17 protein-coding genes are annotated in these 26,652 nt (G+C 55.3%); 9 read left to right on the top strand and 8 right to left on the bottom strand.

What is annotated here, in order from left to right; all coding sequences use genetic code 11:
* Positions 1 to 62 precede the first annotated feature (62 nt).
* The 3 genes from wzc to ACLD11_RS17720 are packed head-to-tail and all read right to left on the bottom strand — an operon-like array spanning position 63 to position 3,813.
* On the bottom strand, positions 63 to 2,222 hold the full coding sequence (gene wzc, locus ACLD11_RS17710) for a tyrosine-protein kinase Wzc (RefSeq protein WP_411012150.1): 2,160 nt from the start codon (positions 2,220 to 2,222) through the stop codon (positions 63 to 65).
* Entirely contained in the window at positions 2,219 to 2,668 is a 450-nt protein-coding gene (gene wzb / locus ACLD11_RS17715) for a low molecular weight protein-tyrosine-phosphatase Wzb (protein ID WP_000482224.1), read from the bottom strand. Before wzb ends, wzc begins: the two co-directional genes overlap by 4 nt.
* Positions 2,669 to 2,673: 5 nt before the next feature.
* Positions 2,674 to 3,813 carry a polysaccharide export protein gene (locus ACLD11_RS17720; protein ID WP_000978077.1) on the bottom strand — a complete coding sequence of 380 codons (1,140 nt, stop codon included), beginning with the start codon at positions 3,811 to 3,813 and terminating at the stop codon, positions 2,674 to 2,676.
* 674 nt (positions 3,814 to 4,487) lie between these two features.
* On the opposite strand from ACLD11_RS17720, the gene ACLD11_RS17725 reads away from it, so the two are divergent.
* The gene (locus ACLD11_RS17725; protein ID WP_411015194.1) at positions 4,488 to 6,068 is read left to right on the top strand and encodes a TerC family protein; all 1,581 of its coding nucleotides are present in this window, start codon (positions 4,488 to 4,490) and stop codon (positions 6,066 to 6,068) included.
* An 85-nt stretch (positions 6,069 to 6,153) separates the two neighbouring features.
* On the opposite strand, the gene asmA is transcribed toward ACLD11_RS17725, so the two are convergent.
* The 3 genes from asmA to udk form a co-directional block, all read right to left on the bottom strand.
* Positions 6,154 to 8,010, bottom strand: a complete 1,857-nt coding sequence (gene asmA / locus ACLD11_RS17730) for an outer membrane assembly protein AsmA (protein ID WP_001252263.1) — start codon at positions 8,008 to 8,010, stop codon at positions 6,154 to 6,156.
* Positions 8,011 to 8,048: 38 nt separating this feature from the next.
* Positions 8,049 to 8,630, bottom strand: coding sequence for a dCTP deaminase (gene dcd / locus ACLD11_RS17735; protein ID WP_001234783.1), 582 nt, complete (start codon positions 8,628 to 8,630; stop codon positions 8,049 to 8,051).
* Between the two features lie 90 nt (positions 8,631 to 8,720).
* Positions 8,721 to 9,362 carry a uridine kinase gene (gene udk / locus ACLD11_RS17740; protein ID WP_000132082.1) on the bottom strand — a complete coding sequence of 214 codons (642 nt, stop codon included), beginning with the start codon at positions 9,360 to 9,362 and terminating at the stop codon, positions 8,721 to 8,723.
* A 330-nt stretch (positions 9,363 to 9,692) separates the two neighbouring features.
* On the opposite strand from udk, the gene ACLD11_RS17745 reads away from it, so the two are divergent.
* Complete coding sequence (locus ACLD11_RS17745) at positions 9,693 to 12,683, top strand: MASE1 domain-containing protein (protein WP_411015195.1); 2,991 nt, start codon at positions 9,693 to 9,695, stop codon at positions 12,681 to 12,683.
* Here ACLD11_RS17745 and alkA read toward each other — a convergent pair.
* Positions 12,651 to 13,520, bottom strand: a complete 870-nt coding sequence (alkA, locus tag ACLD11_RS17750) for a DNA-3-methyladenine glycosylase 2 (protein WP_023224531.1) — start codon at positions 13,518 to 13,520, stop codon at positions 12,651 to 12,653. The genes ACLD11_RS17745 and alkA overlap by 33 nt on opposite strands.
* A 133-nt stretch (positions 13,521 to 13,653) precedes the next feature.
* Between alkA and yegD the strand changes: the two genes are divergently transcribed.
* On the top strand, positions 13,654 to 15,006 hold the full coding sequence (gene yegD / locus ACLD11_RS17755; protein ID WP_411015196.1) for a molecular chaperone: 1,353 nt from the start codon (positions 13,654 to 13,656) through the stop codon (positions 15,004 to 15,006).
* A 98-nt stretch (positions 15,007 to 15,104) separates the two neighbouring features.
* On the opposite strand, the gene ACLD11_RS17760 is transcribed toward yegD, so the two are convergent.
* Positions 15,105 to 15,164 carry a type I toxin-antitoxin system Ibs family toxin gene (locus tag ACLD11_RS17760; protein WP_108418456.1) on the bottom strand — a complete coding sequence of 20 codons (60 nt, stop codon included), beginning with the start codon at positions 15,162 to 15,164 and terminating at the stop codon, positions 15,105 to 15,107.
* A 282-nt stretch (positions 15,165 to 15,446) separates the two neighbouring features.
* Here ACLD11_RS17760 and mdtA point away from each other — a divergent pair, with 282 nt between their 5' ends.
* From mdtA to baeR, 6 genes are read left to right on the top strand one after another with little or no spacing between them, the layout of a single operon-like run.
* A complete protein-coding gene (mdtA, locus tag ACLD11_RS17765; RefSeq protein WP_411015197.1) occupies positions 15,447 to 16,688 on the top strand; it encodes a multidrug efflux RND transporter subunit MdtA in 1,242 nt (413 codons plus the stop codon).
* Positions 16,688 to 19,810, top strand: a complete 3,123-nt coding sequence (mdtB, locus tag ACLD11_RS17770; protein WP_197390300.1) for a multidrug efflux RND transporter permease subunit MdtB — start codon at positions 16,688 to 16,690, stop codon at positions 19,808 to 19,810. Before mdtA ends, mdtB begins: the two co-directional genes overlap by 1 nt.
* A complete protein-coding gene (gene mdtC / locus ACLD11_RS17775) occupies positions 19,811 to 22,891 on the top strand; it encodes a multidrug efflux RND transporter permease subunit MdtC (RefSeq protein WP_023224593.1) in 3,081 nt (1,026 codons plus the stop codon).
* Complete coding sequence (locus tag ACLD11_RS17780; RefSeq protein ID WP_079981515.1) at positions 22,888 to 24,300, top strand: MFS transporter; 1,413 nt, start codon at positions 22,888 to 22,890, stop codon at positions 24,298 to 24,300. The genes mdtC and ACLD11_RS17780 overlap by 4 nt, the downstream gene beginning before the upstream one ends.
* On the top strand, positions 24,300 to 25,703 hold the full coding sequence (gene baeS / locus ACLD11_RS17785; RefSeq protein WP_000870081.1) for a two-component system sensor histidine kinase BaeS: 1,404 nt from the start codon (positions 24,300 to 24,302) through the stop codon (positions 25,701 to 25,703). The genes ACLD11_RS17780 and baeS overlap by 1 nt, the downstream gene beginning before the upstream one ends.
* Entirely contained in the window at positions 25,700 to 26,422 is a 723-nt protein-coding gene (gene baeR / locus ACLD11_RS17790) for a two-component system response regulator BaeR (protein ID WP_000137854.1), read from the top strand. Before baeS ends, baeR begins: the two co-directional genes overlap by 4 nt.
* Positions 26,423 to 26,652 lie beyond the last annotated feature (230 nt).

Here is a 26,652-nt window from a genome sequence, read left to right on the forward strand (position 1 = left end):
GCATGGCGCTACGCTTGTCCGGCCTACAGTCACAGGCCGCGCCATCCGGCACGCCTTATTTTTTATTTGGAATCTGACTGGTATTCATACTCGTAATAGCCATAATCCTGGTAGCCCGTCGCCCGGCGGAAAATGGAGTTGAGAATGACGCCTTTGACCTGAATGCCATTCTGGTCAAAACGGCTCAGACTGGTTTCCACTTCTTTCAAGGTGTTGACGGCATAACGCGCCACCATCAGCGTCGTCCCGACGTGACGCCCCACAATCGCGGCGTCCGTCACGGCCAGAATCGGCGGCGTGTCGATTAATACCAGGTCGTAGCGGCTGCTTGCCCAGGCGATCAGCTCGCCGAAGCGCTCGCTCATCAGCAGTTCTGATGGGTTAGGCGGTACCTGACCGCGCGGAATAAGATCAAAATTAGCGATCGCCGTGGGTTTCGCGCAGGAGGCTATCTCGCCTTTGCCCGCCAGAATGTCAGATAAGCCGTCCACGTTATTGGTGCCGAGCAGTTCATGGGTGTAGCCCTTGCGCATATCGCAGTCGATCAGTAATACCCGTTTATGCGTCTGGCTGATGACGGCCGCCAGATTGGCGCAAACAAAGGTTTTGCCGATAGAGGGGCTGACGCCTGTGAGCATGAGTACATTATTTTGCGCCTGCATCATGGCGAAATGCAGGCTGGTGCGCAGGCTGCGAATCGCCTCAATCGCCAGATCGGTCGGATTGCCCACCGCCAGCAGTTGGCTCTGCTTGTAACGCTTAATTCCTTTAATGGTTTTGACGCTATCGCGCGCTTTTTGCCATTCCGACAGCGGAATACTGGCATAGACGCTGATCCCGTGCTCCTCCAGCGCCTGCGGGCTTTCGATACCGCGATTAAACAGCGAGCGCAGCAGCACGCCGACAATCGATAACATTAATCCCAGAATAATGCTGCCGAGAATAATCAACGCCTTTTTCGGCTTCAGCACGCCTGGCTGGGTAATCGCCGGGTCAACGATGCGCACGTCGCCAACGGTGCTGGCTTCGGTGATTTTCAGCTCCTGCTGTTTATTAAGCAGTTGCATATAGACCTGCTGGCCGGACTCCACATCACGGGTCAAACGCACAATCTCCTGCTGGGTTTTCGGCATCGCCGTCACCCGCCCGTTCAGTTTGGCTTTTTCATCTTCCAGCGCTTTACGTTTTTCCAGCAGGGTGCGGTAAGCCGGATGCGCTTTGGTAAAGAGCTTGGAAATTTCCGCCTCTTTAAACGTCAACTCATTCAACTGGGCGTCGATATTAACCATCGAATCGAGCACCGCCTTCGCCTCCAGCGGTAAATCCACCGAGTCTTTATCCTGGCGGAAAGCGTTTAGCTTGTTTTCCGCCACATCCAGACGGCTGCGGACTTCCGGCAGTTGTTTTGCCAGAAACGCCAGACTCTTCCCCGCCTCTTCAGATTTCCGCGCAATATCCTGTTGCAGATAGTTACGGGTAATACTGTTGAGAATGTCGCGGATTTGGTCGCGATCCTCTCCCGTGAACGTCAGACTCAGAACGCCGGTATCTTTGCCGGTTTCCGTTACGGTGAGGTTATTTTGCAGGTTATTAATCATGCCAGGCGTTGAGAATTTACTCACCGTAAATTCCGTATCAGGACGGGCGTCAATCGCCTCTACCTGCATCGTCACGCCGTCTTTATTAAGTGGCTGGCCCACAACGCCCTGCGCGCTAAATCCGCCGTCGCTAACCAACTGATAACGTTTGTCGCCCAGCACTTTGAGGGTGAAGATCTGTCCGCTCATCGTCTCTGGTCGGGTGAATGTCGTGACTTTCACCCTTTCATTGTGACGTCCCATCAGCCGCTCCCACCCGGCGCCGAACAGCGGAAAGGTGTTTTTGGTGACGGCAATATCCAGATCCAGATCGTCAACGGTCTTCCCCAGCACCAGACGCGATCGAATGAGCTGAATTTCCGCATCGGAAGCCGGCGGCTTATTCGCTAATGCGCTGTTGATATCCTGTACCAGCGAATTACCGGTGTTTTGTTCAATCTGCACCAGCGCATCGGCGCTATAGATGGGCGTGGCGAAGAGCGTATAAATTACCGCGCACAGCGCAAATATGGCCGTCGTCCCCAATACCCACCAACGCGCCTCAATCACCGTTCCGACCAGACGCCCGATATCGATTTCATCGCTACCCGTAACCGCCGCAGATTGTTTTACTTTTTCTGTCATGGTTTTCCCTGCTCTGCATTCAGTGCCTGCGCCCACTGGCGGGCAGACCTTTCCAGTAATGTGTACACCGCCTCAAACGCATCGCGGCTTTTGCGATACGGGTCCGGTATTTCACGCTCGCTGTCCCAGTGACCAAACAGCATTACCTTGCCGCGCATTTCCGGCGCAATGTCGCACAGGGCGGCGATGTGACGTTTCTCCATCGTCAGAATCAGGTCATATTCCCGGCACAGACGCGCGGAAATTTGCCTTGCGCAGTGATTTTCCAAAGACAGATCGTGGGCGCTCGCCACGCTCGCCGCCGCAGGATCGGCGCCTTTGCCGACCAGCGCGCCTAATCCGGCGGATGCAACCGTCAGCGAGGGATGAAAGCGCTTTAGCAAACGTTCCGCCGTCGGAGAACGGCAAACATTCCCCACACAGACCACTAAGATTTTGTTAAACATAACGATTACCAGGAATGAATGTCGCTGGCCGTATCCGTCATATAACGGACACCGCTAATGGTCGGCAGCAACTGATTGATCAGACGGTTCCAGCGAGCAACCGGCGCGGTCGTGACGTACACCACATCGTAAGGCTGAAGTCGGAATTCCGTCGCCATCACCAATGACGTGGCGTCAGACATATCAAGCTGGTAGATATTGGCGATCTTGCCGCCGCGTCCTCCCTCGCCTTTCAACGGACGAATCACAAAAATGCCGCTGGCGTTGGAGGTGGTCAGATCGATGCCTTCCGCATTGCCTAATGCTTCGGTGAGCGTCATGCCGCTGAAATCCATTTTGAGGGTGCTCTGTTTTTTCACTTCGCCCATGACAAAGACTTTCAGATCGTCATTGCGCGGCACATACAGAATGTCGCCAGGGTAGAGCAAGCGGTTCTGGCTAAGATCGCCATTTTGCATCAGCGCCTGTAGCGAAATGCGCTGCTCTTTGCCGTTGTGCGTCAACACGACGTTGCGCCAGTCCGCCATATCGGTCAGGCCGCCCGCAGCGTTAATCGCATCCAGGACGGTTAGCGGTACGTTAGTAATGGCCTGCTGACCGGATTTATTCACCTGGCCGGAGATGTACGCTTTTTGCGAGCGGAAAGCGGCGATATTGACATCCACCTGCGGGTCCGCGATGTACTTCGCTAAACGCCCGGTAATATCGCTGCGAATCTCTGACAAAGTTTTACCGACGACGCTAACCTTGCCAATGTAGGGATAAAACATGGTGCCGTCCGGCTGAACCCAGTTGCCGGTATCGCTTGAGCTGCGGTACTGGCCTGCTGGCGTGGTCAATTCCGGGTGATCCCAGACGGTGACATTCAGCACATCGCCAGGCCCGACGCGATACTGATAGCTGGCAATCTCCTGGTCCAGCGACATATTCGGTTGCGCGACATTGGGCCGCGGGCGTAATTGCTCAACCAGCCGTGGCGTCAGCGGATACACATTGACCATCCGGTCGAGATCAAAGTCAGCGTCTTGCTGTTTGATCACATCTTTCCCCATCGTAGACATATTGCTGCCCGGAAGTACTGTGCAACCACTTATCAAGCTGAGCGACGCCAATAATGGCATCAATTTCATTTTAGATTTCATCATTGATTATTTATCACTTTGGCAGAGTCATTATCCTGTGCAATTTAAATAGCGGCTTCGTCCGTGCACATTTACCTTGCAGTTAATGGCAGAGAAAATTAACTGGCATCATTCTGAAAAAAAATCAATTCATCCGCAGGCTATTGACAGAATAATAAAGGCTTATATTCAGGCTTTCAGGCACGCTACCGCCCCTGGCTTCTTAGCTACCAATACACTGATTATTCTAAATTTTCGTATTCCCCTCCGATTTCATCCTCGTTCAGATAAAAATCTTCAGCGAAATAAAGGTTACGTATTAATTGTTTTCTCGATGTCGTGACAGGATATTTAAGAGCGCTATCTTAATCCTGCAAGAATTGTTGCAGCTAACCTAATGACAGGCAAGGTAACAAACCCGCCATTCTATATTTTTAAGATTAATATTAAATGAATTAACAGATGATTTTAGGATTTTATTGATGTTGACAATATTTATTTACTCCACTCCACCTGCGATATTTCCTAAATATATTCTTGACATTATTTAGTTTCCGACAGAAACATTACAGCTATTTTAAAGTTATTTTATAGCCGCGTAACAAAGATAAATTGCTCTGCGGCATTGCATTTTTCCGCCGTATTATCCATGATCGAATTGTGACAATTGTCATATTACAGAAGGTATTGCTCTTACTATGGAATGGATTGCCGATCCGTCAATCTGGGCCGGACTGGTAACGTTAATCGTTATCGAACTTGTTCTCGGCATTGATAACCTGGTCTTTATTGCCATCCTCGCTGAAAAACTACCGCCGGGGCAGCGCGACCGCGCGCGCGTTACCGGCCTGATACTGGCGATGATCATGCGCCTGCTGCTGCTGGCGTCAATCTCGTGGCTGGTCACCTTGACTAAGCCGCTCTTTAGCGTACAGGCGTTAAGCTTCAGCGCCCGCGATCTGATTATGCTGTTCGGCGGCTTCTTCCTGCTCTTTAAAGCCACCATGGAGCTCAACGAACGGCTGGAAGGGAAAGATAGCGCCAACCCTACCCAGCGTAAGGGGGCGAAATTCTGGGCGGTGGTCGCGCAAATTGTGGTGCTGGACGCTATCTTTTCTCTCGACTCCGTGATTACCGCCGTGGGGATGGTCGATCACCTGGCGGTCATGATGGCGGCAGTGATAATCGCCATTAGTCTGATGCTGCTCGCCAGCAAGTCACTGACCCGATTTGTGAACAACCATCCCACCATTGTCATTTTGTGTCTTAGCTTCCTGCTAATGATCGGCTTTAGCCTGGTGGCGGAAGGGTTTGGTTTCCACATTCCGAAAGGGTATCTGTACGCGGCTATCGGCTTCTCGGTGATGATCGAGGCGCTCAACCAACTGGCTATTTTTAACCGCCGCCGTTTTCTTTCCGCTAACCATACGCTGCGCCAGCGCACAACGGAGGCCGTGATGCGGCTGATTAGCGGTAAAAAAGAGGATGCCGAACTGGATGCGGAAACCGCCGCGATGCTGGCAGACCATGACGACAGCCAGATTTTTAATCCGCAGGAGCGCAGGATGATTGAGCGGGTGCTGAATCTCAACCAGCGCACCGTAAGTAGCATCATGACGTCGCGTCACGATATCGAGCATATCGATCTCAACGCGCCGGAAGCGGAAATCCGCGCTCTGCTGGAGAAGAACCAGCATACGCGTCTGGTCGTGACGGGTGAAAATGAACAGGAAGATTTACTCGGCGTCGTCCACGTCATCGATCTGTTGCAACAATCGCTGCGCGGCGAACCGCTCAACCTGCGGGCGCTGATTCGCCAACCGCTGGTTTTCCCGGAAACATTGCCGCTGCTGCCTGCGCTGGAGCAGTTCCGTAACGCCAGAACCCATTTTGCCTTTGTCGTAGATGAGTTTGGCTCGGTTGAAGGCATTGTGACATTAAGCGATGTCATGGAGACTATCGCCGGTAATCTGCCGAATGAAGTCGAGGAAATTGACGCCCGCCACGATATTCAGAAGAACCCGGACGGTTCCTGGACAGCAAACGGCCATATGCCGCTGGAGGATTTGGTGCAGTATGTGCCGCTACCGCTGGATGAAAAACGGGAATACCATACGATTGCCGGATTATTGATGGAATATTTGCAGCGCATACCGCAAACCGGTGAAGAGGTTCAGGTGGGCGATTATTTGCTGAAAACATTGCAGGTAGAAAGCCATCGAGTGCAGAAAGTGCAGTTAATTCCGCTGCATAACGGCGAGCCAGACCAGGAGATGTAACGTCTGTTCGCCTGCCCCGGCCTGCTTACCAGGCAGGCCGGAGGCGCGTTAGCCTCGCCATCCGGCTCTGCCCTTTGGCCAAAAACTACAGCTTATTCAGCAGTTTCTTCACATCTTTACCGTTGCGGGTATCTTTATTGCGATCCGCCCAGTCATTGAGCCGACGCTTCGCCTCATCCTGTAAATGCTTGCGCAATAACTGATCCACTTGCAGGGTATAGTTCAGCTCCTGCCACTTGCCATAGACGCGCAGCGGCACCGGCGTCTCTTTCAGGAAGGTGATCAGGTTGCTATCGCCGTTCCAGCCGCCCAGCACACGCAGATTAAATTGCGTATCACAACTCTGCTTAACCAGGTCCAGCGTTCCGCTGCCGGTTAACGCCAGCATAGAAGATTGCCCGACCATGTCGTCGAGCGTCAGCGTGCCCTTATTTAGCGTCAGATCGGTCGTGAAGCGATCCAGTCGGGTCGCATTGTCCATATTTTCCTGCGACTGCTGCGCGTCGCCGCCGCTTCGCTCTACGGCCTGCTGCACCAGTTGCTGGAAATTCATTCCTTCGAGGCGCGTATTGCTCATGTCAACATGCGCTTTTCCTTTCCAGCTATGGCGAAATGCCTCTGCGTCAATATCCGCCCCGGAGAAATCGCCAACCAGCGACATCTTACCGGTCAGGCTAATCGGATAATTAAAGGCTTTCAGGATAGTCCCAATCTCAACATGGTTGAGGCGAGGGTGGAATTCGATGCGCGGACTGGCGGTGCGGGCGTCCAGCGTGCCGGGCAGCGACATCTCTCCGTCGGCCAGTTTCCCCTGCAACTCGGTGATATCCAGCAATCCGGCCTGATTAGACATCTTCGTCGAAACCTGGGTAAAGTCCATTCCCCGCCAGCGAACTGAATCCGCCTGTAAAGCAATCTCCGCCGTAAAGCTTTGCAGCCCCTGATAAGGCGGCGCACCAACACGCGACGCGATAACTGGCCTGGTCAGGGGGAGCGTATTTTGCCCCTGCGACACCGCGCCGCCCGTCTGAGCCACGGTGCTATGATGCGGCAACAGGTTGTCCAGATTAAGCTTGCTGGACTGGAGGTCAATTTGCCATTCCGGCTGCTCCGCCAGCGTTACCTGAACATGCCCGGTCAGAGAACTGTCATTCGCCGTTAAATTTAAGTGGTTAAATGAAAGACGTTTTTGCGCCTCCTGCCACTGCGCCTGCAATTGTCCCTGCCCCTCAATCCCCTGCGCCGGTAGATCCGCGCCCTGCAATTGCCAGCGCAGTTGCTCAATACCCGCGGTTAAATTATGCGGATAATCGGAAGCATCCACCGTTCCGCTGAACGATAAAGCAAGATCCCGCTGATCGCGGTTCACGCGTCCCGAAAAATCAAACGTGCCGCGATGCTCGGCATCTTGTTCCATATTCAGACGAATATCGCGCACCGTGACCTGATCATCATTTTCATGCTGGAAAACCAGCACGCTGTCGGCAACGCGCAGGCTACGAATATCAAACGACCAGCCGCGATCTTCCGCTACGTCCGGCAAGGTATTATCTTTCGGCGCGACCGGCGCATCATCGCTGCGTACCGCTTCCGTTTGCGGCGTCAGTTGAATCACCCCGCCTTTCAGCATCACCTGCTTAACATGAAGCTGATGACTCAACAGCGGCCATAAAGCGACATCCAGGCGCATATTGTCAGCCCGCACCAGCGGTTCGCTGGCGCCTCGCGCCGTTAGCGTCATTCGCCCGGAAAGGATGCTGAGTTGCGGCCATACGTGCCAGCGCAGCGGCCCGTCCAGTTGCAACTGATATTCACTACGCGCGGCAACCTGCTGCACCATATAGGCGCGGAAATCATTCGGATTGACCAACAATACCAACGCAGAAAATCCGGCCACCAGCACGACCAGGAGAATCATCAGCGTCGTCAGAAATCGTCTCATGCTACCCTCAATGGACCGGCAGTATTGCGCCGAATGGCTCAGTCTTTATCAATCCGGCTGGCAACAGCGCCCTGCTGATCGCGATATTTGGCATCCTGACGGCGGTTATAAGGCCGCGCCGCCGGGCCGGACAGCGGCTCAAAGCTCAACGCGCCGATGAGCATACCCGGACGCAACGCCAGCGGCAGCTTCCCGGAGTTGTAAAACTCAAGCACAATGCAGCCCGACCAGCCAGGATCGATACGGTGCGCCGTCACATGCACCATCAGCCCCAGACGCGCCAGCGAGGAACGACCATCCAGCCAGCCCACTAAATCCGGCGGCAGGGTAACGGATTCAAAGGTGACGGCCAGCGCCAACTCACCCGGATGCAGATAAAATGCCTCGCCGTCCGGCAAAACGATTTCATCGCTCATCACGCGATCCAGCGCCGCGCTGACCTCATCTTTCGGCCCGCTCAGATCGATAAACGCCGCCGTATGACCACGGAAGGTTCGAAATTTATTGCCAAGACGTACATCGACCGTCGCGCCGTTAATGCGCTCTACGGGAGGTCGCGGGGTGATAGACAAACGGCCTTCATCCAGCCAGGCTTCAATATCTCGGTCGCATAAACGCATGGCACTTTCTCCTTTCGCGCATCAAGCCCTTAAATCAAGCACATCAAGGGCTAACCAGGTTATCACTGAACGGTACACAATTCGCCAGATTTATTCAAAGAACTGGCTGATTTTCGCTTTCAGAATATCAATAGCGATGCGGTTTTTACCGCCGCGCGGCACGATAATATCCGCATATTGTTTGGAAGGCTCAATAAATTGCAGGAACATCGGACGCACCGTTTTCTGATATTGCGCCATCACCGAATCCATTGAGCGACCACGCTCGTTCACATCGCGTTTGATACGGCGCATCAAACAGATATCCAGCGGCGTATCGACAAAAATAGAGAAGTTCATCTCTTCACGCAAACGCGCGTCGGTCAGTAACAGAATACCTTCAAGAATAATCACTTTCTTCGGTTCTACGCGAACCGTTTCCTGCATACGGGTATGCTCAACATAACTGTATACCGGTAATTCAATCGCCGAACCGCGCTTGAGCGCCTGAAGATGCTGAAATAGCAGGCTGTGATCCATCGCATTCGGATGGTCATAGTTAGTTTTTACGCGTTCTTCCATCGACAGATGGCTTTGATCTTTGTAATAACTGTCTTCGGGAATAACGCCAATATGTTCGTCACCCACTTGTTCACGCAATTCGCGGTAAAGGGTACTGGCAATAAGACTCTTGCCGGAAGCCGATGCGCCAGCGATACCGATAATGACGCACTGATGAGACTGATCAGTCATAAATTTAGCGACCTGATTAACCTGGATGTAAGGAAGGGGGGCGCCGAAACGCCAAACGCGGCAATTATAGGGATTTCAGCAGCGCGATACCAGTCCGGCGCTATGCCACGGTGAATTTGTTGGCGGCGCATTCGACGTCGCGACGTAAAAGCGTTCAGTTTTAACGCGGGCAGCGGTTTTATCGACCCGTCTGGAGGAGGAATACGCCGGGAGCCACAATTTATATTCAGCCAGCGTATAAATCATTACGCGTTTATACTAGCATAATCACAGAGTAAACTGACGCGTCCGGTATTCCGCGACGTTACCGGCGATTCGGATAGAGTGGTAATGAGTAAACCATCCCAACATGTTTTCGTTACCGTCCCCCACCCGCTATTGCGTCTGGTCAGTTTAGGCCTGGTCGCGTTTGTCTTTACGCTCTTTTCGCTCGTATTATCGCGTGTCGGCACCCAACTCGCGCCGCTGTGGTTCCCCACCTCCATTATGATGGTCGCGTTTTACCGCCATGCGGGCCGTCTGTGGCCAGGGATCGCGGTCGCCTGCTCGCTCGGCAGCATCGGCGCCTCACTGACTTTATTTCCTGCCGCCTCGCTTAACTTTAGCTGGACGGCAATAAATATTATCGAGGCGGCCACTGGCGCGATACTGCTGCGAAAACTGCTCCCCAGCTACAACCCCTTACAAAATTTGAATGACTGGTTTCGTCTGGCTATCGGCAGCGCCGTGATTCCGCCGCTACTCGGCGGCCTGTTATTTTGGCTGATAGCGCCGGAAGCGGTCGCCTCGAAAGCGTTTCTGATTTGGGTATTATCGGAAGCCATCGGCGCGCTGACGCTGGTACCGTTAGGTTTACTGTTTAAACCACACTATCTGTTGCGTCATCGCGACCCGCATCTGTTGCTGGAAACGCTATTGACGCTGGTCATTACGCTGGCGCTAAGCTGGCTCGCTATGCGCTATATTCCGTGGCCGTTTACGTGCGTTATCGTCCTGTTGATGTGGAGTGCGGTGCGCCTGCCGCGAATGGAGGCGTTTTTAATTTTTTTAGCTACCGTTATCGTGGTCTCGCTCATGCTGGCCAATGACCCCACGCTGCTCGCCACGCCGAAAACCGACGTGATGGTCAATATGCCGTGGCTACCTTTTTTAATGATCCTGCTGCCTGCCAATATGATGACGATGGTGATGTACGCGTTTCGCACGGAACGCAAACATATCACCGAGAGCGAATCCCGCTTTCGCAACGCGATGGAGTATTCCGCCATTGGTATGGCGCTGGTCGGTACGGAGGGTCAGTGGCTACAGGTCAATAAATCTCTGAGCCATTTTCTTGGCTATAGCCAGGATGAATTACGCACGATGACATTTCAGCAATTGACCTGGCCGGAAGACCTGAATAACGACCTTGAACAGCTAAACATGCTGGTGCGCGGCGACATCAATAGCTATTCCATGGAAAAACGCTACTACACCCGCAACGGCGATGTCGTCTGGGCGCTACTGGCCGTCTCGCTGGTTCGTCATAAAGACAATAAACCTCTCTATTTTATTGCTCAGATTGAAGATATTAACGATCTCAAGCAAAGCGAGCAGGAAAACCAGCGGTTGATGGAACGTATTACACAAGCGAACGACGCGCTGTTTCAGGAAAAAGAACGGTTGCACATCACGCTTGACTCTATCGGAGAAGCGGTGGTGTGTATTGATGTCGCGATGAATATCACCTTTATGAACCCGATCGCCGAGAAGATGAGCGGCTGGCGGCAAGAGGATGCTTTAGGCGCACCATTATTAACGGTTCTGCGCATTACGTCAGGTAATAAGGGGCCGCTGCTGGAGGATATTTATCGCGCCGACAGGTCGCGATCGGACATGGAACAGGAGATAGTGCTCCATTGTCATAACGGCGGCAGCTACGATATTCATTACAGTATCACGCCGCTCAGTACGCTTGACGGCGATAAGATTGGTTCGGTTCTGGTTATCCAGGACGTTACCGAATCACGAAAAATGTTACGCCAGCTCAGCTACAGCGCAACGCATGACGCCCTCACCCATCTTGCCAACCGCGCCAGTTTTGAAAAACAGCTTCAACAGCGCCTGCAAACAATACAGGAATCGCCTCAACATCATGCGCTGGTGTTTATTGATCTGGACCGTTTTAAAGCGGTTAACGACAGCGCGGGACATGCCGCCGGCGACGCCTTATTGCGCGAGCTCGCGTCACTGATGCTCAGTATGCTTCGATCCGGCGATCTTCTGGCCCGTCTGGGTGGCGATGAGTTTGGCCTGTTGCTGCCGGATTGTAATAGTGACAGCGCGCGCTTTATCGTGACGCGGCTTATCAACGCCGTTAATGAATATCACTTTATGTGGGAAGGACACCTGCATCGGATCGGCGCCAGCGCCGGGATCACAATGATAAATGAACATAACTGCCAGCTCACAGAGGTCGTGTCTCAGGCCGATATTGCCTGCTACGCCGCGAAAAATAGCGGTCGCGGCCGTCTGACCGTGTACGAACCGCAGCACGCATTAACCTCCTCAAAGGGAATGATGCCGCTGGAAGAACAGTGGCATATGATTAAAAATAACCACCTGCTGATGCTTGCCAGAAACGTCGCGCCGCCGCGTACGCCGGAGGCCACCAGCTTTTGGCTGGTCTCACTCAGGCTGTGGACCAGCGAAGGGGAAGTGATGGAAGAGCGCGCGTTCCGGGTAGGGTTAGCCGACTCCGCGCTGCATCACGCGCTTGACCGACGGGTATTCCATGAGTTTTTCCACCATGCGGCGACCGCCGTCGCCAGCAAGGGATTAAGCGTTGCGCTGCCGCTGTCCGCCGCGGGATTATGCAGCGCGACCCTTATTGATGAACTGCTGGAACAACTGGAGCATAGCCCACTGCCGCCACGGTTATTACACCTGATTATCCCGGCTGACGTTATCGTTAAGCAGGCGCAGACCGCCGCTGCAACTCTGCGAAAACTGCGGCAACGCGGCTGCCAGGTGATTCTCAGCCATGTCGGGCGCGATTTACAAATGTTTAATTTACTGACCCCGCATATCGCCGATTATTTACTGCTGGATAGCGACCTTATCACCAACGTTCATGAAAGTTTAATGGATGAAATGCTGACCTCGATCATCCAGGGACACGCCCAGCATCTGGACATCAAAACGCTCGTCGGGCCGGTACAAAACCCACAGGTGCTGGATACGCTCTCCCGTATTGGCGTGGATCTGATTTATGGCGACACTATCGCCGAAGCGCAACCGCTGGATTTGTTACTGAATACCAGCTATTTCGCTATCCATTGACGGTTGCCAGCCGTGGGTATACCAGATATGCAGGAGCGCGTAGGAACGCCACGGTTTCCAGCGCTCCGCGTAGCGACGGATCTGCGCGGCCGTCATCCCGGCGAAGCGCTGCTTAATTAAGTAATCATCGGGTAAAAAGATATCTTTTGCCTGCCAACCGCGCAGAGCGAAATAGTTCGCCGTCCAGCGGCCAATTCCCGGAAACGTTTGTAAATTTTTAACGCTCTGCTCAATATCCGGCGGCGCGGCGAGCGCCAGTTTTCCCGCCAGCGTCGCCTGCGCCAGATGAATCAGCGCTTCGGCGCGCCGCAGCGGCATCCCCAGAGCTTTAAGCGCCAGCGGATCGGCCAACGCCAGCGTTTCCGGACCGGGAAAACAGACATAATCGGGCGCATCCGGCAACGCCTCGCCATAGCGGCGCGCCACTTTCGCCGTCAACCTTGCCGCCATTGCAACACTCACCAGTTGCCCCAGTATCGCCCGCACGCCCTGTTCAAACGTATCAACCGATCCCGGTAAACGCAGCCCCGGTCTGTCCTCGCCCAGTGGCCCCAGCACGGCGGCAACCTGCGCGGGCTGGCAGTCAAGATCAAACAGACGCGAAACCTTCGCCAGACACGCCGGCGCGACGGGAAGTAATCCGGCGCTCACGCTGACCTGCACAGTGTGGGTGGGCAGATTGGGCCTCACGCTGACCAGTCCGCGATGCTCGCCCACCACCAGGCTGCGCGCATAAAAGCCCTCGCCTACCGTTTCCACGCCGTCCACCGCACGCGCGGCAAGAAAGCCCAACATCCACGACCAGTCGTAAGGCGGCTGCCAGCTCAGGGTAAACATACTTTTCTCCTTTATTTGACCTTTCAGCATAAACGCTAATCGCACGTAACGCCTTGCTTTCATATTCCAGTTGTCGCCGCGACGACATTTCGCTAAAGTCACGCCCCTTCTTCACTGGCATGGGGATTTTAAGGTGTTTATAGGATTTGATTACGGTACGGCAAACTGCTCGGTCGCCATTATGCGCGACGGGCATCCACAGTTGCTGACAATGGAGAATAACAGCGCATTACTGCCGTCTATGCTGTGCGCGCCGACGCGCGAAGCGGTGAGCGAGTGGCTGTATCGCCATCATGATGTGCCGGCAACGGACGAAGAAACCCAGGCGCTGCTGCGCCGCGCGATACGCTACAACCGCGAGGAAGATATTGAGGTTGGCGCGCAAAGCGTACAGTTTGGTCTGGCGTCGCTGGCGCACTATATTGACGATCCCCAGGAGGTCTGGTTTGTCAAATCGCCGAAATCCTTTTTAGGCGCCAGCGGCCTGAAACCGCAGCAGGTCGCGCTGTTTGAAGATTTGGTCTGCGCCATGATGGTACATATTCGTCATACGGCGCACAGCCAATTGCCGGAGGCCATTACCCAGGCGGTGATCGGTCGCCCGATCAACTTTCAGGGACTGGGCGGCGATGACGCGAACCGCCAGGCGCAGGGTATTCTGGAGCGGGCGGCAAAACGCGCCGGTTTTCAGGAGGTGGTATTCCAGTACGAACCGGTCGCGGCGGGCCTGGACTACGAGGCTACGCTGCGGGAAGAGAAGCGTGTGCTGGTCGTGGATATTGGCGGCGGCACCACCGACTGTTCCATGCTGCTGATGGGGCCGCAGTGGCGTCAGCGCGCCGATCGTGAAAGCAGCCTGTTGGGGCACAGCGGTTGCCGCGTGGGCGGAAACGATCTGGATATCGCGCTGGCCTTTAAAAATCTGATGCCTTTGCTGGGCATGGGCGGCGAAACCGAAAAAGGCATCGCCCTGCCGGTGCTGCCGTGGTGGAATGCCGTGGCGATTAACGACGTCCCGGCGCAAAGCGATTTTTACAGTAGCGCGAATGGTCGTCTGTTGAACGATTTGGTTCGCAACGCGCGTGAAGCAGACAAGGTCGCGTTGCTGCTCAAGGTCTGGTGCCAGCGCCTTAGTTACCGCCTGGTACGCTGCGCGGAAGAGAGCAAAATCGCCCTTTCCGGCCAGGCGGATGTTACGGCGAGGCTGCCATTTATCAGCGACGACCTGGCGGTCGCTATCAGCCAGCAAGGACTGGAAGCGGCGCTGGATCAACCGCTGACGCGTATTCTGGAACAGGTGCAACTGGCGCTGGACAGCGCGCAGGAAAAACCGGATGTCATCTATCTGACCGGCGGCAGCGCCCGTTCGCCATTGATTAAAAAAGCGCTTTCCGAACAGTTACCGGGCATACCCGTCGCTGGCGGCGATGATTTCGGCTCCGTCACCGCAGGACTGGCGCGCTGGGCGGAGGTCGTTTTCCGCTAAGCGCCTCGCAGGCCCAGCGCTGATGGATTGACATTATTCTTGATGTGGCTTAACGTCAGGAGTGAGGGTAAGGGAGGATTCCTCCTCCCCCTGGTGTCTTAGTAAGCTGGTAGGCTAATCACTAAGAGTATCACCAGTATGATGACTAACTTCATCATAACCCTTTCCTTATTTTGGCCCCTTCCTCGGGAGGGGCTTTCCCGTTTCAGCGTCCTGCTGAAATCGGTGGCTTACCTTCATTGCCGTGCCGCCACTTTACCGCACTCCGGCGCGTTAACGATTTTCACCGATGAGAGTTGCGTAGCGCCTCGCAAAGCGGGTCGCCATTCAGAATAATCCCGACCGTGTTCCATAATTCCTCCATTTTTCTCCCTTCCCTGCTGACTACAATAGAGGGAGCAACATTCCGCAAAACGTTTCAGGATGAGAAACTTATACCGATGAAAGGCAGTAATACTTTCCGCTGGGCAATAGCGATTGGGGTTGTAGTAGCCGCCGCCGCATTCTGGTTCTGGCATAGCCGTAGCGAAAGCCCGACCGCCGCGCCGGGCGTCGCCGCGCAAGCGCCGCATACCGCCGCCGCAGGTCGCCGCGGTATGCGCGACGGCCCTCTGGCGCCGGTACAGGCCGCGACCGCGACCACGCAAGCCGTACCGCGCTATCTGAGCGGGCTGGGTACCGTGACCGCCGCGAATACCGTTACGGTGCGTAGCCGCGTGGACGGTCAACTCATCGCCCTGCACTTTCAGGAAGGTCAGCAGGTCAACGCAGGCGATCTGCTGGCGCAAATCGATCCCAGCCAGTTTAAGGTCGCCCTGGCGCAGGCTCAGGGACAGTTGGCGAAAGATAACGCTACGCTGGCGAATGCGCGTCGTGATCTGGCGCGCTATCAGCAACTGGCAAAAACCAATCTGGTTTCCCGTCAGGAATTGGGTGCGCAACAGGCGCTGGTCAACGAAACCCAGGGAACCATTAAAGCGGATGAAGCCAATGTCGCCAGCGCGCAGTTACAGCTCGACTGGAGTCGTATCACGGCCCCGGTCTCGGGACGCGTGGGTCTGAAACAGGTGGATGTCGGCAACCAGATTTCCAGCAGCGATACCGCAGGTATTGTCGTCATTACGCAAACGCACCCGATTGATCTCATTTTTACTCTGCCGGAAAGCGATATCGCGACCGTGGTTCAGGCGCAGAAAGCGGGGAAAACGCTGGTCGTAGAAGCCTGGGATCGGACTAACTCGCACAAATTGAGCGAAGGTGTGTTGCTCAGTCTGGACAACCAGATTGATCCCACGACGGGAACGATCAAAATTAAAGCGCGCTTTACCAATCAGGACGATACGCTGTTCCCCAATCAATTTGTGAACGCCCGGATGCTGGTCGATACCGAACAAAATGCCGTTGTGGTGCCTGCCGCGGCGGTGCAAATGGGCAATGAGGGCCACTTTGTGTGGGTGCTGAACGACGAAAATAACGTCAGCAAGAAGCGGGTAAAAATCGGTATTCAGGATAACCAAAACGTGGTGATCAGCGCAGGCTTGTCGGCAGGCGATCGCGTCGTTACCGATGGTATTGATCGGCTGACGGAAGGCGCAAAAGTCGAGGTCGTTGAGCCGCAAACCACCATGGCGGATGAAAAATCCCCTTCCCGCCATGAAGGTCAAAAAGGAGCGCGCGCCTGATGCAGGTATTACCTCCGGGCAGCACGGGCGGCCCCTCGCGTCTGTTTATTCTGCGCCCCGTGGCCACCACTCTGCTGATGGCGGCGATTTTACTCGCCGGGATTATCGGCTATCGCTTCCTGCCCGTCGCCGCTTTGCCGGAGGTCGACTACCCCACTATTCAGGTTGTTACGCTCTACCCTGGCGCCAGCCCGGATGTCATGACCTCCGCCGTCACCGCGCCGCTTGAGCGCCAGTTCGGCCAGATGTCAGGACTGAAGCAGATGTCGTCGCAAAGCTCCGGCGGCGCATCGGTGGTAACGCTACAGTTTCAGTTGACGCTGCCGCTGGACGTTGCCGAGCAGGAAGTACAGGCGGCGATTAACGCAGCCACCAATTTATTGCCTTCCGACCTGCCGAATCCGCCGATTTATAGCAAAGTCAATCCGGCGGACCCGCCGATTATGACGCTTGCCGTCACCTCAAACGCGATGCCGATGACCCAGGTAGAGGACATGGTAGAAACCCGCGTGGCGCAGAAGATCTCGCAGGTCTCCGGCGTCGGACTGGTGACGCTTGCCGGCGGGCAGCGCCCTGCGGTACGCGTAAAACTGAATGCTCAGGCTGTCGCCGCGCTCGGTCTGACCAGCGAAACGGTCCGTACCGCAATTACCGGCGCCAACGTCAACTCGGCGAAAGGCAGTCTGGATGGCCCCGAACGGGCGGTGACGCTTTCTGCTAACGATCAGATGCAGTCTGCCGACGAATACCGCAGGCTTATCATCGCGTATCAAAACGGCGCGCCGGTACGGCTGGGCGATGTCGCCACCGTCGAACAGGGGGCGGAAAATAGCTGGCTCGGCGCATGGGCGAATCAAGCGCCGGCTATCGTGATGAACGTTCAACGCCAGCCTGGCGCCAATATCATTGCGACAGCGGACAGCATTCGCCAGATGCTGCCCCAGCTTACCGAAAGCCTGCCGAAATCGGTGAAGGTCACGGTCCTGTCCGATCGCACCACCAATATTCGCGCTTCCGTGCGCGATACCCAGTTTGAACTGATGCTGGCGATCGCGCTGGTCGTCATGATTATCTATCTGTTTTTACGTAACATTCCCGCCACAATTATTCCCGGCGTCGCCGTACCGCTGTCGCTTATCGGCACCTTTGCGGTGATGGTATTTTTGGATTTTTCCATTAATAACCTGACGCTGATGGCGCTCACTATCGCCACGGGTTTCGTGGTGGACGATGCGATTGTGGTGATCGAGAACATCTCGCGCTACATCGAAAAAGGAGAAAAACCGCTGGCGGCGGCGCTCAAAGGCGCGGGCGAAATCGGCTTTACCATTATTTCCCTCACCTTTTCACTGATTGCAGTGCTGATCCCGTTGCTCTTTATGGGCGATATTGTTGGTCGACTGTTCCGCGAATTTGCGGTGACGTTGGCGGTAGCGATTTTAATCTCCGCCGTCGTCTCTTTGACGCTCACGCCCATGATGTGCGCGCGTATGCTCAGCCAGCAGTCTCTGCGTAAACAAAACCGCTTTTCCCGCGCCTGCGAGCGGATGTTTGACCGCGTGATCGCCAGCTACGGACGCGGATTAGCGAAAGTGCTCAACCATCCGTGGCTTACATTGAGCGTGGCATTCGCCACGCTCCTGCTCAGCGTTATGCTGTGGATAGTCATTCCGAAAGGATTCTTTCCGGTACAGGATAACGGCATTATCCAGGGGACGCTGCAGGCGCCGCAATCGTCATCGTATGCCAGTATGGCGCAACGTCAGCGCCAGGTGGCGGAGCGGATATTACAGGACCCGGCGGTGCAAAGCCTGACGACTTTTGTTGGCGTAGACGGCGCTAACCCCACGCTGAATAGCGCGCGCCTGCAAATTAACCTCAAGCCGCTTGATGCGCGTGATGACCGCGTGCAGCAGGTGATCTCCCGGCTGCAAACCGCCGTGGCGACGATTCCCGGCGTGGTGCTGTATCTCCAGCCGACGCAGGATTTAACCATCGACACGCAGGTCAGCCGCACGCAGTATCAGTTTACCCTGCAGGCCACGACGCTCGATGCGCTCAGCCACTGGGTGCCAAAACTGCAGAACGCGCTACAGTCGTTACCACAGCTCTCTGAGGTAAGCAGCGACTGGCAAGATCGAGGATTAGCGGCCTGGGTGAATGTCGACCGCGACAGCGCCAGCCGTCTGGGTATCAGCATGGCGGATGTGGATAACGCGCTCTACAACGCGTTCGGACAACGCCTGATTTCAACGATTTATACCCAGGCGAACCAGTACCGCGTCGTGCTGGAACATAATACCGCCAGCACGCCGGGCCTGGCGGCGCTGGAGACGATTCGCCTGACGAGCCGCGACGGCGGCACCGTACCGCTCAGCGCGATTGCCCGCATTGAGCAGCGCTTCGCTCCGCTCTCCATCAATCATTTAGATCAGTTCCCGGTCACGACATTTTCGTTTAACGTGCCGGAGGGCTATTCGCTCGGCGATGCGGTGCAGGCAATTCTCGATACGGAAAAAACGCTCGCCCTGCCAGCGGATATTACAACGCAGTTTCAGGGCAGTACGCTCGCCTTCCAGGCGGCGCTGGGCAGCACCGTCTGGCTTATTGTCGCCGCCGTGGTGGCGATGTATATCGTGCTCGGCGTGCTGTATGAGAGTTTTATCCATCCGATCACGATTCTCTCAACGCTGCCTACGGCGGGCGTCGGCGCGCTGCTGGCGCTGATCATCGCCGGTAGCGAGCTCGATATTATCGCCATTATCGGCATTATTTTGCTGATCGGCATCGTGAAGAAAAACGCCATCATGATGATTGACTTCGCCCTCGCCGCCGAACGCGAACAGGGGATGAGCCCGCGCGACGCTATCTTCCAGGCCTGTCTGCTGCGTTTTCGACCGATTCTGATGACCACGCTGGCGGCGTTGCTCGGGGCATTGCCATTAATGTTGAGTACCGGCGTTGGCGCGGAATTACGTCGCCCGTTGGGGATCGCGATGGTGGGCGGCCTACTGGTCAGCCAGGTATTAACTCTGTTTACCACACCGGTGATTTATCTCCTGTTTGACCGCCTGTCGCTGTACGTGAAAAGTCGCTTTCCGCGCCATAAAGAGGAGGCGTAGATGCGCTTTTTCGCCCTTTTCATCTACCGCCCGGTCGCCACCATTTTGATTGCCGCCGCCATTACGCTGTGCGGCATTCTGGGCTTTCGTCTGCTGCCGGTCGCCCCGCTGCCGCAGGTCGATTTCCCGGTGATTATGGTTAGCGCCTCGCTGCCGGGCGCCTCGCCGGAAACCATGGCTTCGTCAGTGGCGACGCCGTTGGAACGCTCTTTGGGACGCATTGCAGGCGTCAATGAAATGACCTCCAGCAGCTCGCTCGGCAGTACGCGCATTATTCTCGAATTTAATTTCGATCGTGATATTAACGGCGCGGCGCGCGACGTGCAGGCCGCCATTAACGCCGCGCAAAGCTTGTTGCCAGGCGGAATGCCCAGCCGCCCGACTTATCGCAAGGCCAACCCGTCCGACGCGCCGATTATGATTTTAACGCTCACCTCGGAGAGCTGGTCACAGGGCAAACTGTATGATTTCGCCTCTACCCAACTGGCGCAAACCATCGCGCAAATTGACGGCGTCGGCGATGTTGACGTCGGCGGCAGCTCCCTGCCCGCAGTACGTGTAGGCTTAAACCCGCAGGCGCTCTTTAACCAGGGCGTCTCGCTGGATGAGGTCCGCGAAGCGATCGACAGCGCCAACGTACGCCGACCGCAAGGCGCAATTGAAGATAGCGTGCACCGCTGGCAAATCCAGACCAACGACGAACTGAAAACCGCCGCCGAATACCAGCCGCTGATTATTCACTATAACAACGGCGCGGCGGTACGCCTGGGCGACGTCGCCAGCGTCACCGACTCGGTGCAGGATGTCCGTAACGCCGGGATGACGAACGCTAAACCCGCTATTTTGTTGATGATCCGCAAGCTGCCGGAGGCCAACATTATTCAGACGGTCGACGGCATCCGGGCAAAACTGCCGGAACTGCGGGCAATGATCCCCGCCGCTATCGATTTACAAATCGCCCAGGATCGTTCGCCGACGATTCGCGCGTCACTGCAAGAGGTAGAAGAGACGCTGGCTATCTCTGTCGCGCTGGTGATCCTGGTGGTGTTTTTATTCCTGCGTTCCGGGCGCGCCACGCTAATCCCCGCCGTCGCCGTTCCCGTTTCGCTCATCGGCACCTTCGCCGCCATGTATCTGTGCGGCTTCAGCCTCAACAATCTGTCGCTGATGGCGCTGACTATCGCGACCGGATTTGTCGTTGATGATGCCATTGTGGTGCTGGAAAATATCGCCCGCCATCTGGAGGCGGGAATGAAACCTTTGCAGGCGGCATTACAGGGTACGCGGGAAGTCGGGTTTACGGTCATCTCCATGAGTCTGTCGCTGGTGGCGGTATTTCTGCCGCTGCTGTTAATGGGCGGTCTGCCAGGGCGATTATTACGGGAATTCGCCGTTACCCTCTCGGTGGCGATTGGCATTTCGCTGGTGGTCTCGCTCACGCTGACGCCGATGATGTGCGGCTGGATGCTTAAATCAAGCAAACCGCGCACCCAACCGCGTAAACGGGGCGTTGGCCGTTTGCTGGTCGCCTTGCAACAGGGTTACGGCACGTCGTTAAAATGGGTGCTTAACCATACGCGTCTTGTCGGGGTGGTTTTTCTTGGCACCGTTGCGCTGAACATCTGGCTTTATATCGCCATCCCTAAAACATTCTTTCCGGAGCAGGACACCGGCGTGTTGATGGGCGGTATTCAGGCTGACCAAAGCATCTCTTTCCAGGCCATGCGCGGCAAGCTGCAGGATTTTATGAAAATTATTCGCGACGATCCGGCGGTGAATAATGTCACTGGTTTTACCGGCGGCTCGCGGGTGAATAGCGGCATGATGTTTATTACGCTGAAGCCGCGCGGCGAACGCAAAGAGACGGCGCAGCAAGTCATTGATCGACTGCGGGTCAAACTGGCAAAAGAACCCGGCGCCAGGCTGTTTCTGATGGCGGTACAGGATATTCGCGTCGGCGGGCGGCAGGCTAACGCCAGTTATCAATACACATTGCTGTCTGACTCCCTGGCGGCGCTGCGCGAGTGGGAGCCGAAAATACGCAAAGCGCTCTCGGCCCTGCCGCAACTGGCGGACGTAAACTCCGATCAGCAGGATAACGGCGCGGAGATGAACCTTATCTACGACCGCGACACCATGTCACGGCTGGGTATTGATGTTCAGGCCGCAAACAGTCTGTTAAATAATGCTTTCGGCCAGCGGCAAATTTCCACCATTTATCAGCCGATGAACCAGTATAAAGTGGTGATGGAAGTCGATCCGCGCTATAGCCAGGATATCAGCGCGCTGGAGAAAATGTTTGTTATCAACCGCGACGGAAAAGCGATCCCCCTCTCTTATTTCGCCCAATGGCGGCCCGCCAATGCGCCGCTGTCGGTGAACCATCAGGGACTTTCCGCGGCGTCCACGATTGCCTTTAACCTGCCGACCGGCACATCGTTATCGCAGGCGACGGAGGCCATTAATCGCACCATGACGCAGCTTGGCGTCCCCCCGACGGTACGCGGCAGTTTTTCCGGAACGGCGCAAGTGTTCCAGCAGACCATGAATTCGCAGCTTATTTTGATAGTGGCGGCGATCGCTACCGTCTACATTGTGCTGGGGATACTGTACGAAAGCTACGTCCATCCGCTGACCATTCTCTCTACTCTGCCATCGGCGGGCGTTGGGGCGCTTCTGGCGCTGGAGCTCTTCAATGCCCCTTTCAGCCTAATCGCCCTGATAGGGATCATGCTATTAATTGGCATTGTGAAGAAAAACGCCATTATGATGGTCGATTTTGCGCTTGAAGCGCAACGAAGCGGCGGCCTGACGCCGGAACAAGCTATTTTCCAGGCCTGCTTGTTACGCTTCCGTCCAATAATGATGACCACGCTGGCGGCGCTGTTCGGCGCACTGCCATTGGTGTTATCTGGCGGAGACGGTTCGGAATTACGGCAGCCGTTGGGGATAACCATTGTCGGCGGTTTGGTCATGAGCCAGCTCCTGACGCTCTATACCACGCCGGTGGTGTACCTCTTTTTCGATCGTCTGCGGCTGCGTTTTTCGCGTAAAAATAGCAAACCGGTAGTAGAGATATGACAGAACTTCCTGACAACACCCGCTGGCAACTCTGGATTGTGGCATTCGGCTTTTTTATGCAGTCGCTGGATACCACCATCGTCAACACTGCGCTGCCCTCCATGGCGAAAAGCCTGGGGGAAAGCCCGCTGCATATGCACATGGTAGTGGTGTCATATGTTCTTACCGTCGCCGTGATGCTCCCCGCCAGCGGCTGGCTGGCAGATAAAATCGGCGTGCGTAATATTTTCTTTGCCGCCATTGTGCTGTTCACGTTGGGTTCGCTGTTTTGCGCCCTCTCCGGCACGCTTAATCAACTGGTATTAGCGCGGGTTTTACAAGGCGTAGGCGGCGCGATGATGGTACCGGTCGGACGCCTGACGGTCATGAAAATCGTGCCGCGCACGCAATATATGGCGGCAATGACCTTCGTCACCCTACCGGGACAGATCGGGCCGTTACTCGGCCCCGCGCTGGGCGGGGTGCTGGTGGAATATGCTTCATGGCACTGGATCTTTCTGATCAATATCCCGGTGGGAATTGTCGGCGCTATGGCAACCTTTATGCTGATGCCAAACTACACCATAGAGACCCGGCGCTTTGATCTGCCGGGGTTCCTGCTGTTAGCTATCGGCATGGCGGTACTCACGCTGGCGCTGGATGGTAGTAAAAGCATGGGGATTTCGCCCTGGACATTAGCCGGACTTGCTGCGGGCGGCGCGGCAGCCATTCTGCTCTATCTCTTCCATGCCAAAAAAAACTCAGGTGCGTTATTCAGCCTGCGATTGTTCCGCACGCCCACGTTTTCACTGGGGTTGCTGGGCAGTTTTGCCGGGCGTATCGGCAGCGGTATGCTGCCGTTTATGACGCCGGTCTTTTTGCAAATTGGTCTTGGTTTTTCACCGTTTCATGCCGGTTTGATGATGATCCCCATGGTGCTGGGCAGCATGGGAATGAAGCGGATTGTGGTGCAGATAGTTAACCGTTTTGGCTATCGTCGGGTTCTGGTGGCGACTACGCTCGGACTGGCATTGGTTAGCCTGTTGTTTATGTCGGTTGCGCTGCTCGGCTGGTATTATCTCCTGCCGCTGGTACTGCTTTTGCAGGGAATGGTGAACTCGGCGCGCTTTTCTTCCATGAATACCTTAACGCTAAAAGACCTTCCCGATACGCTGGCCAGCAGCGGCAATAGCTTATTATCGATGATTATGCAGCTCTCGATGAGTATCGGCGTCACTATTGCCGGAATGCTGCTGGGTATGTTTGGCCAACAGCATATCGGGATAGACAGTAGCGCCACACATCACGTCTTTATGTACACCTGGTTATGTATGGCGGTTATTATCGCGCTACCGGCGATAATTTTTGCCCGCGTGCCGAACGATACACAGCAAAACATGATCATTTCACGGCGTAAAAGGAGCCTGTAATGAAAGTCTGGCGGCCCGGAATCACCGGCAAGCTGTTTCTGGCGATCTTCGCCACCTGCATCGTGCTGCTGATCAGTATGCATTGGGCCGTGCGCGTCAGTTTTGAACGCGGATTTATTGACTATATCAAACACGGCAACGAGCAGCGGCTACAAATGCTGGGCGATGCGCTGGGCGACCAGTACCAGCAACACGGCAACTGGCGTTTTTTACGCAACAACGATCGCTTCGTTTTCCAGATTCTGCGTTCATTTGAGCATGACAACGACCGGGATAAACCCGGCCCCGGTATGCCGCCGCACGGTTGGCGCACCCAGTTCTGGGTCGTCGATCAAAATGGCCGGGTGCTGGTCGGCCCACGCGGTCCGGTGCCGCATGACGGTACTCGCCGCCCCATTCTGGTCAATGGCGTCGAAGTCGGCGCGATTATCGCCTCGCCTGTCGAGCGGCTGACGCGCAATACGGATATTAATTTTGATATGCAGCAGCGGCGCGCCAGTTGGATGATCGTGGCGTTATCAACGTTGCTGGCCGCGCTGGCGACATTTTTGCTGGCGCGTGGCCTGCTCGCCCCGGTCAAACGGTTGGTCGAGGGTACGCACAGACTGGCGGCGGGGGATTTTACCACGCGCGTGACCCCAACCAGCGCCGATGAGCTGGGAAAACTGGCGCAGGACTTTAACCAGCTTGCCAGCACGCTGGAAAAAAACCAGCAGATGCGCCGCGACTTTATGGCGGATATTTCCCACGAACTGCGCACGCCGCTGGCGGTATTGCGCGGCGAACTGGAAGCCATTCAGGATGGCGTTCGCCAGTTCACGCCAGAATCGGTTACCTCGCTACAGGCGGAAGTCGGTACGCTTACCAAACTGGTTGACGACCTGCATCAGCTGTCGTTGTCTGACGAGGGCGCGCTGGCTTACCAAAAAACGACCGTCGATCTTGTCCCCCTGTTGGAAGTCGCTGGCGGCGCGTTCAGAGAGCGCTTTACCAGCCGGGGGCTAACGCTACATTACGCGCTGCCGGATAGCATGACCGTCTTCGGCGACCCGGATCGCCTGATGCAACTGTTTAATAATCTGCTGGAAAACAGTCTGCGCTACACCGACAGCGGCGGTGGCCTGCATATTTCCGCCGAACAACGCGACAAATCATTATTCCTGACCTTTGCCGATTCTGCACCGGGCGTCAGCGATGAACAGTTACAAAAGCTTTTTGACCGTTTTTACCGCACGGAAGTGTCCCGTAACCGCGCCAGCGGCGGTTCTGGACTGGGGCTGGCGATATGCGTCAATATTGTACACGCGCATAACGGTCATCTTCACGCCGCTCATTCGCCTTTTGGCGGGGTTAGCATTACAGTAGAGTTACCGCTGGATCGCGATTTACAGAGAGAAGTATGACTGAATTACCCATTGATGAAAACACGCCGCGCATTTTGATTGTTGAAGATGAACCCAAGCTGGGACAGCTGCTTATTGACTACTTACGCGCGGCGAGTTACGCCCCCACGCTCATCAATCATGGCGACAAGGTACTGCCGTATGTGCGTCAAACGCCGCCGGATCTGATCCTGCTGGATCTGATGCTGCCGGGTACCGATGGTCTGACGCTATGCCGGGAGATTCGTCGTTTTTCCGACATCCCCATTGTGATGGTCACGGCCAAAATCGAAGAGATCGACCGGCTGCTTGGGCTGGAAATCGGCGCCGATGATTATATCTGTAAGCCTTACAGCCCACGCGAAGTCGTGGCCCGCGTGAAAACCATTTTGCGCCGCTGTAAACCGCAGCGCGAACTCCAGCAGCAGGATGCCGAAAGCCCGTTAATGATTGATGAAAGCCGCTTTCAGGCCTCCTGGTGTGGTAAAGCGCTGGATTTAACCCCCGCTGAATTCCGCCTGCTAAAAACCTTATCGCTTGAACCGGGTAAAGTTTTTTCCCGCGAGCAGTTGTTAAACCACCTCTACGACGACTACCGTGTGGTGACCGATCGTACTATCGACAGCCACATTAAAAACCTGCGCCGTAAACTGGAATCGCTGGATGCCGAACAGTCATTTATACGCGCGGTCTACGGGGTGGGATATCGCTGGGAAGCGGATGCGTGTCGCCTGGTATAATGATTATTGGCATAACAATAACAAGGTCGTAAAACGATATTTTCCGCCAACGCTATTCTGGCGGAATTAACACACTGTCCTCTTTTCTTTGGCCAAGCGGTATCCCGAAAACCATGACGAACGCGATCGGGGACAATAAATTATTTGGCCGCTCTTTTTAGTTTACCGATATATACCCTTCATACTTCAAGTCGCTTATGTGTTGGCTACGCTCACTCACCCCAGTCACA

Source organism: Salmonella sp. 741265116_PST, from assembly GCF_046567715.1.
Classification (GTDB): Bacteria; Pseudomonadota; Gammaproteobacteria; order Enterobacterales; family Enterobacteriaceae; genus Salmonella; species Salmonella enterica.

Excerpts from the sequence above, each read along its gene's own strand:
- baeR (WP_000137854.1), top strand. The coding sequence starts at position 25,700 with ATGACTGAATTACCCATTGATGAAAACACGCCGCGCATTTTGATTGTT.
- mdtA (WP_411015197.1), top strand. The coding sequence starts at position 15,447 with ATGAAAGGCAGTAATACTTTCCGCTGGGCAATAGCGATTGGGGTTGTA.
- udk (WP_000132082.1), bottom strand. The coding sequence starts at position 9,362 with ATGACTGATCAGTCTCATCAGTGCGTCATTATCGGTATCGCTGGCGCA.
- ACLD11_RS17725 (WP_411015194.1), top strand. The coding sequence starts at position 4,488 with ATGGAATGGATTGCCGATCCGTCAATCTGGGCCGGACTGGTAACGTTA.
- mdtB (WP_197390300.1), top strand. The coding sequence starts at position 16,688 with ATGCAGGTATTACCTCCGGGCAGCACGGGCGGCCCCTCGCGTCTGTTT.
- baeS (WP_000870081.1), top strand. The coding sequence starts at position 24,300 with ATGAAAGTCTGGCGGCCCGGAATCACCGGCAAGCTGTTTCTGGCGATC.
- dcd (WP_001234783.1), bottom strand. The coding sequence starts at position 8,630 with ATGCGTTTATGCGACCGAGATATTGAAGCCTGGCTGGATGAAGGCCGT.
- wzb (WP_000482224.1), bottom strand. The coding sequence starts at position 2,668 with ATGTTTAACAAAATCTTAGTGGTCTGTGTGGGGAATGTTTGCCGTTCT.
- alkA (WP_023224531.1), bottom strand. The coding sequence starts at position 13,520 with ATGTTTACCCTGAGCTGGCAGCCGCCTTACGACTGGTCGTGGATGTTG.
- ACLD11_RS17720 (WP_000978077.1), bottom strand. The coding sequence starts at position 3,813 with ATGATGAAATCTAAAATGAAATTGATGCCATTATTGGCGTCGCTCAGC.
- asmA (WP_001252263.1), bottom strand. The coding sequence starts at position 8,010 with ATGAGACGATTTCTGACGACGCTGATGATTCTCCTGGTCGTGCTGGTG.
- mdtC (WP_023224593.1), top strand. The coding sequence starts at position 19,811 with ATGCGCTTTTTCGCCCTTTTCATCTACCGCCCGGTCGCCACCATTTTG.
- ACLD11_RS17780 (WP_079981515.1), top strand. The coding sequence starts at position 22,888 with ATGACAGAACTTCCTGACAACACCCGCTGGCAACTCTGGATTGTGGCA.
- wzc (WP_411012150.1), bottom strand. The coding sequence starts at position 2,222 with ATGACAGAAAAAGTAAAACAATCTGCGGCGGTTACGGGTAGCGATGAA.
- ACLD11_RS17745 (WP_411015195.1), top strand. The coding sequence starts at position 9,693 with ATGAGTAAACCATCCCAACATGTTTTCGTTACCGTCCCCCACCCGCTA.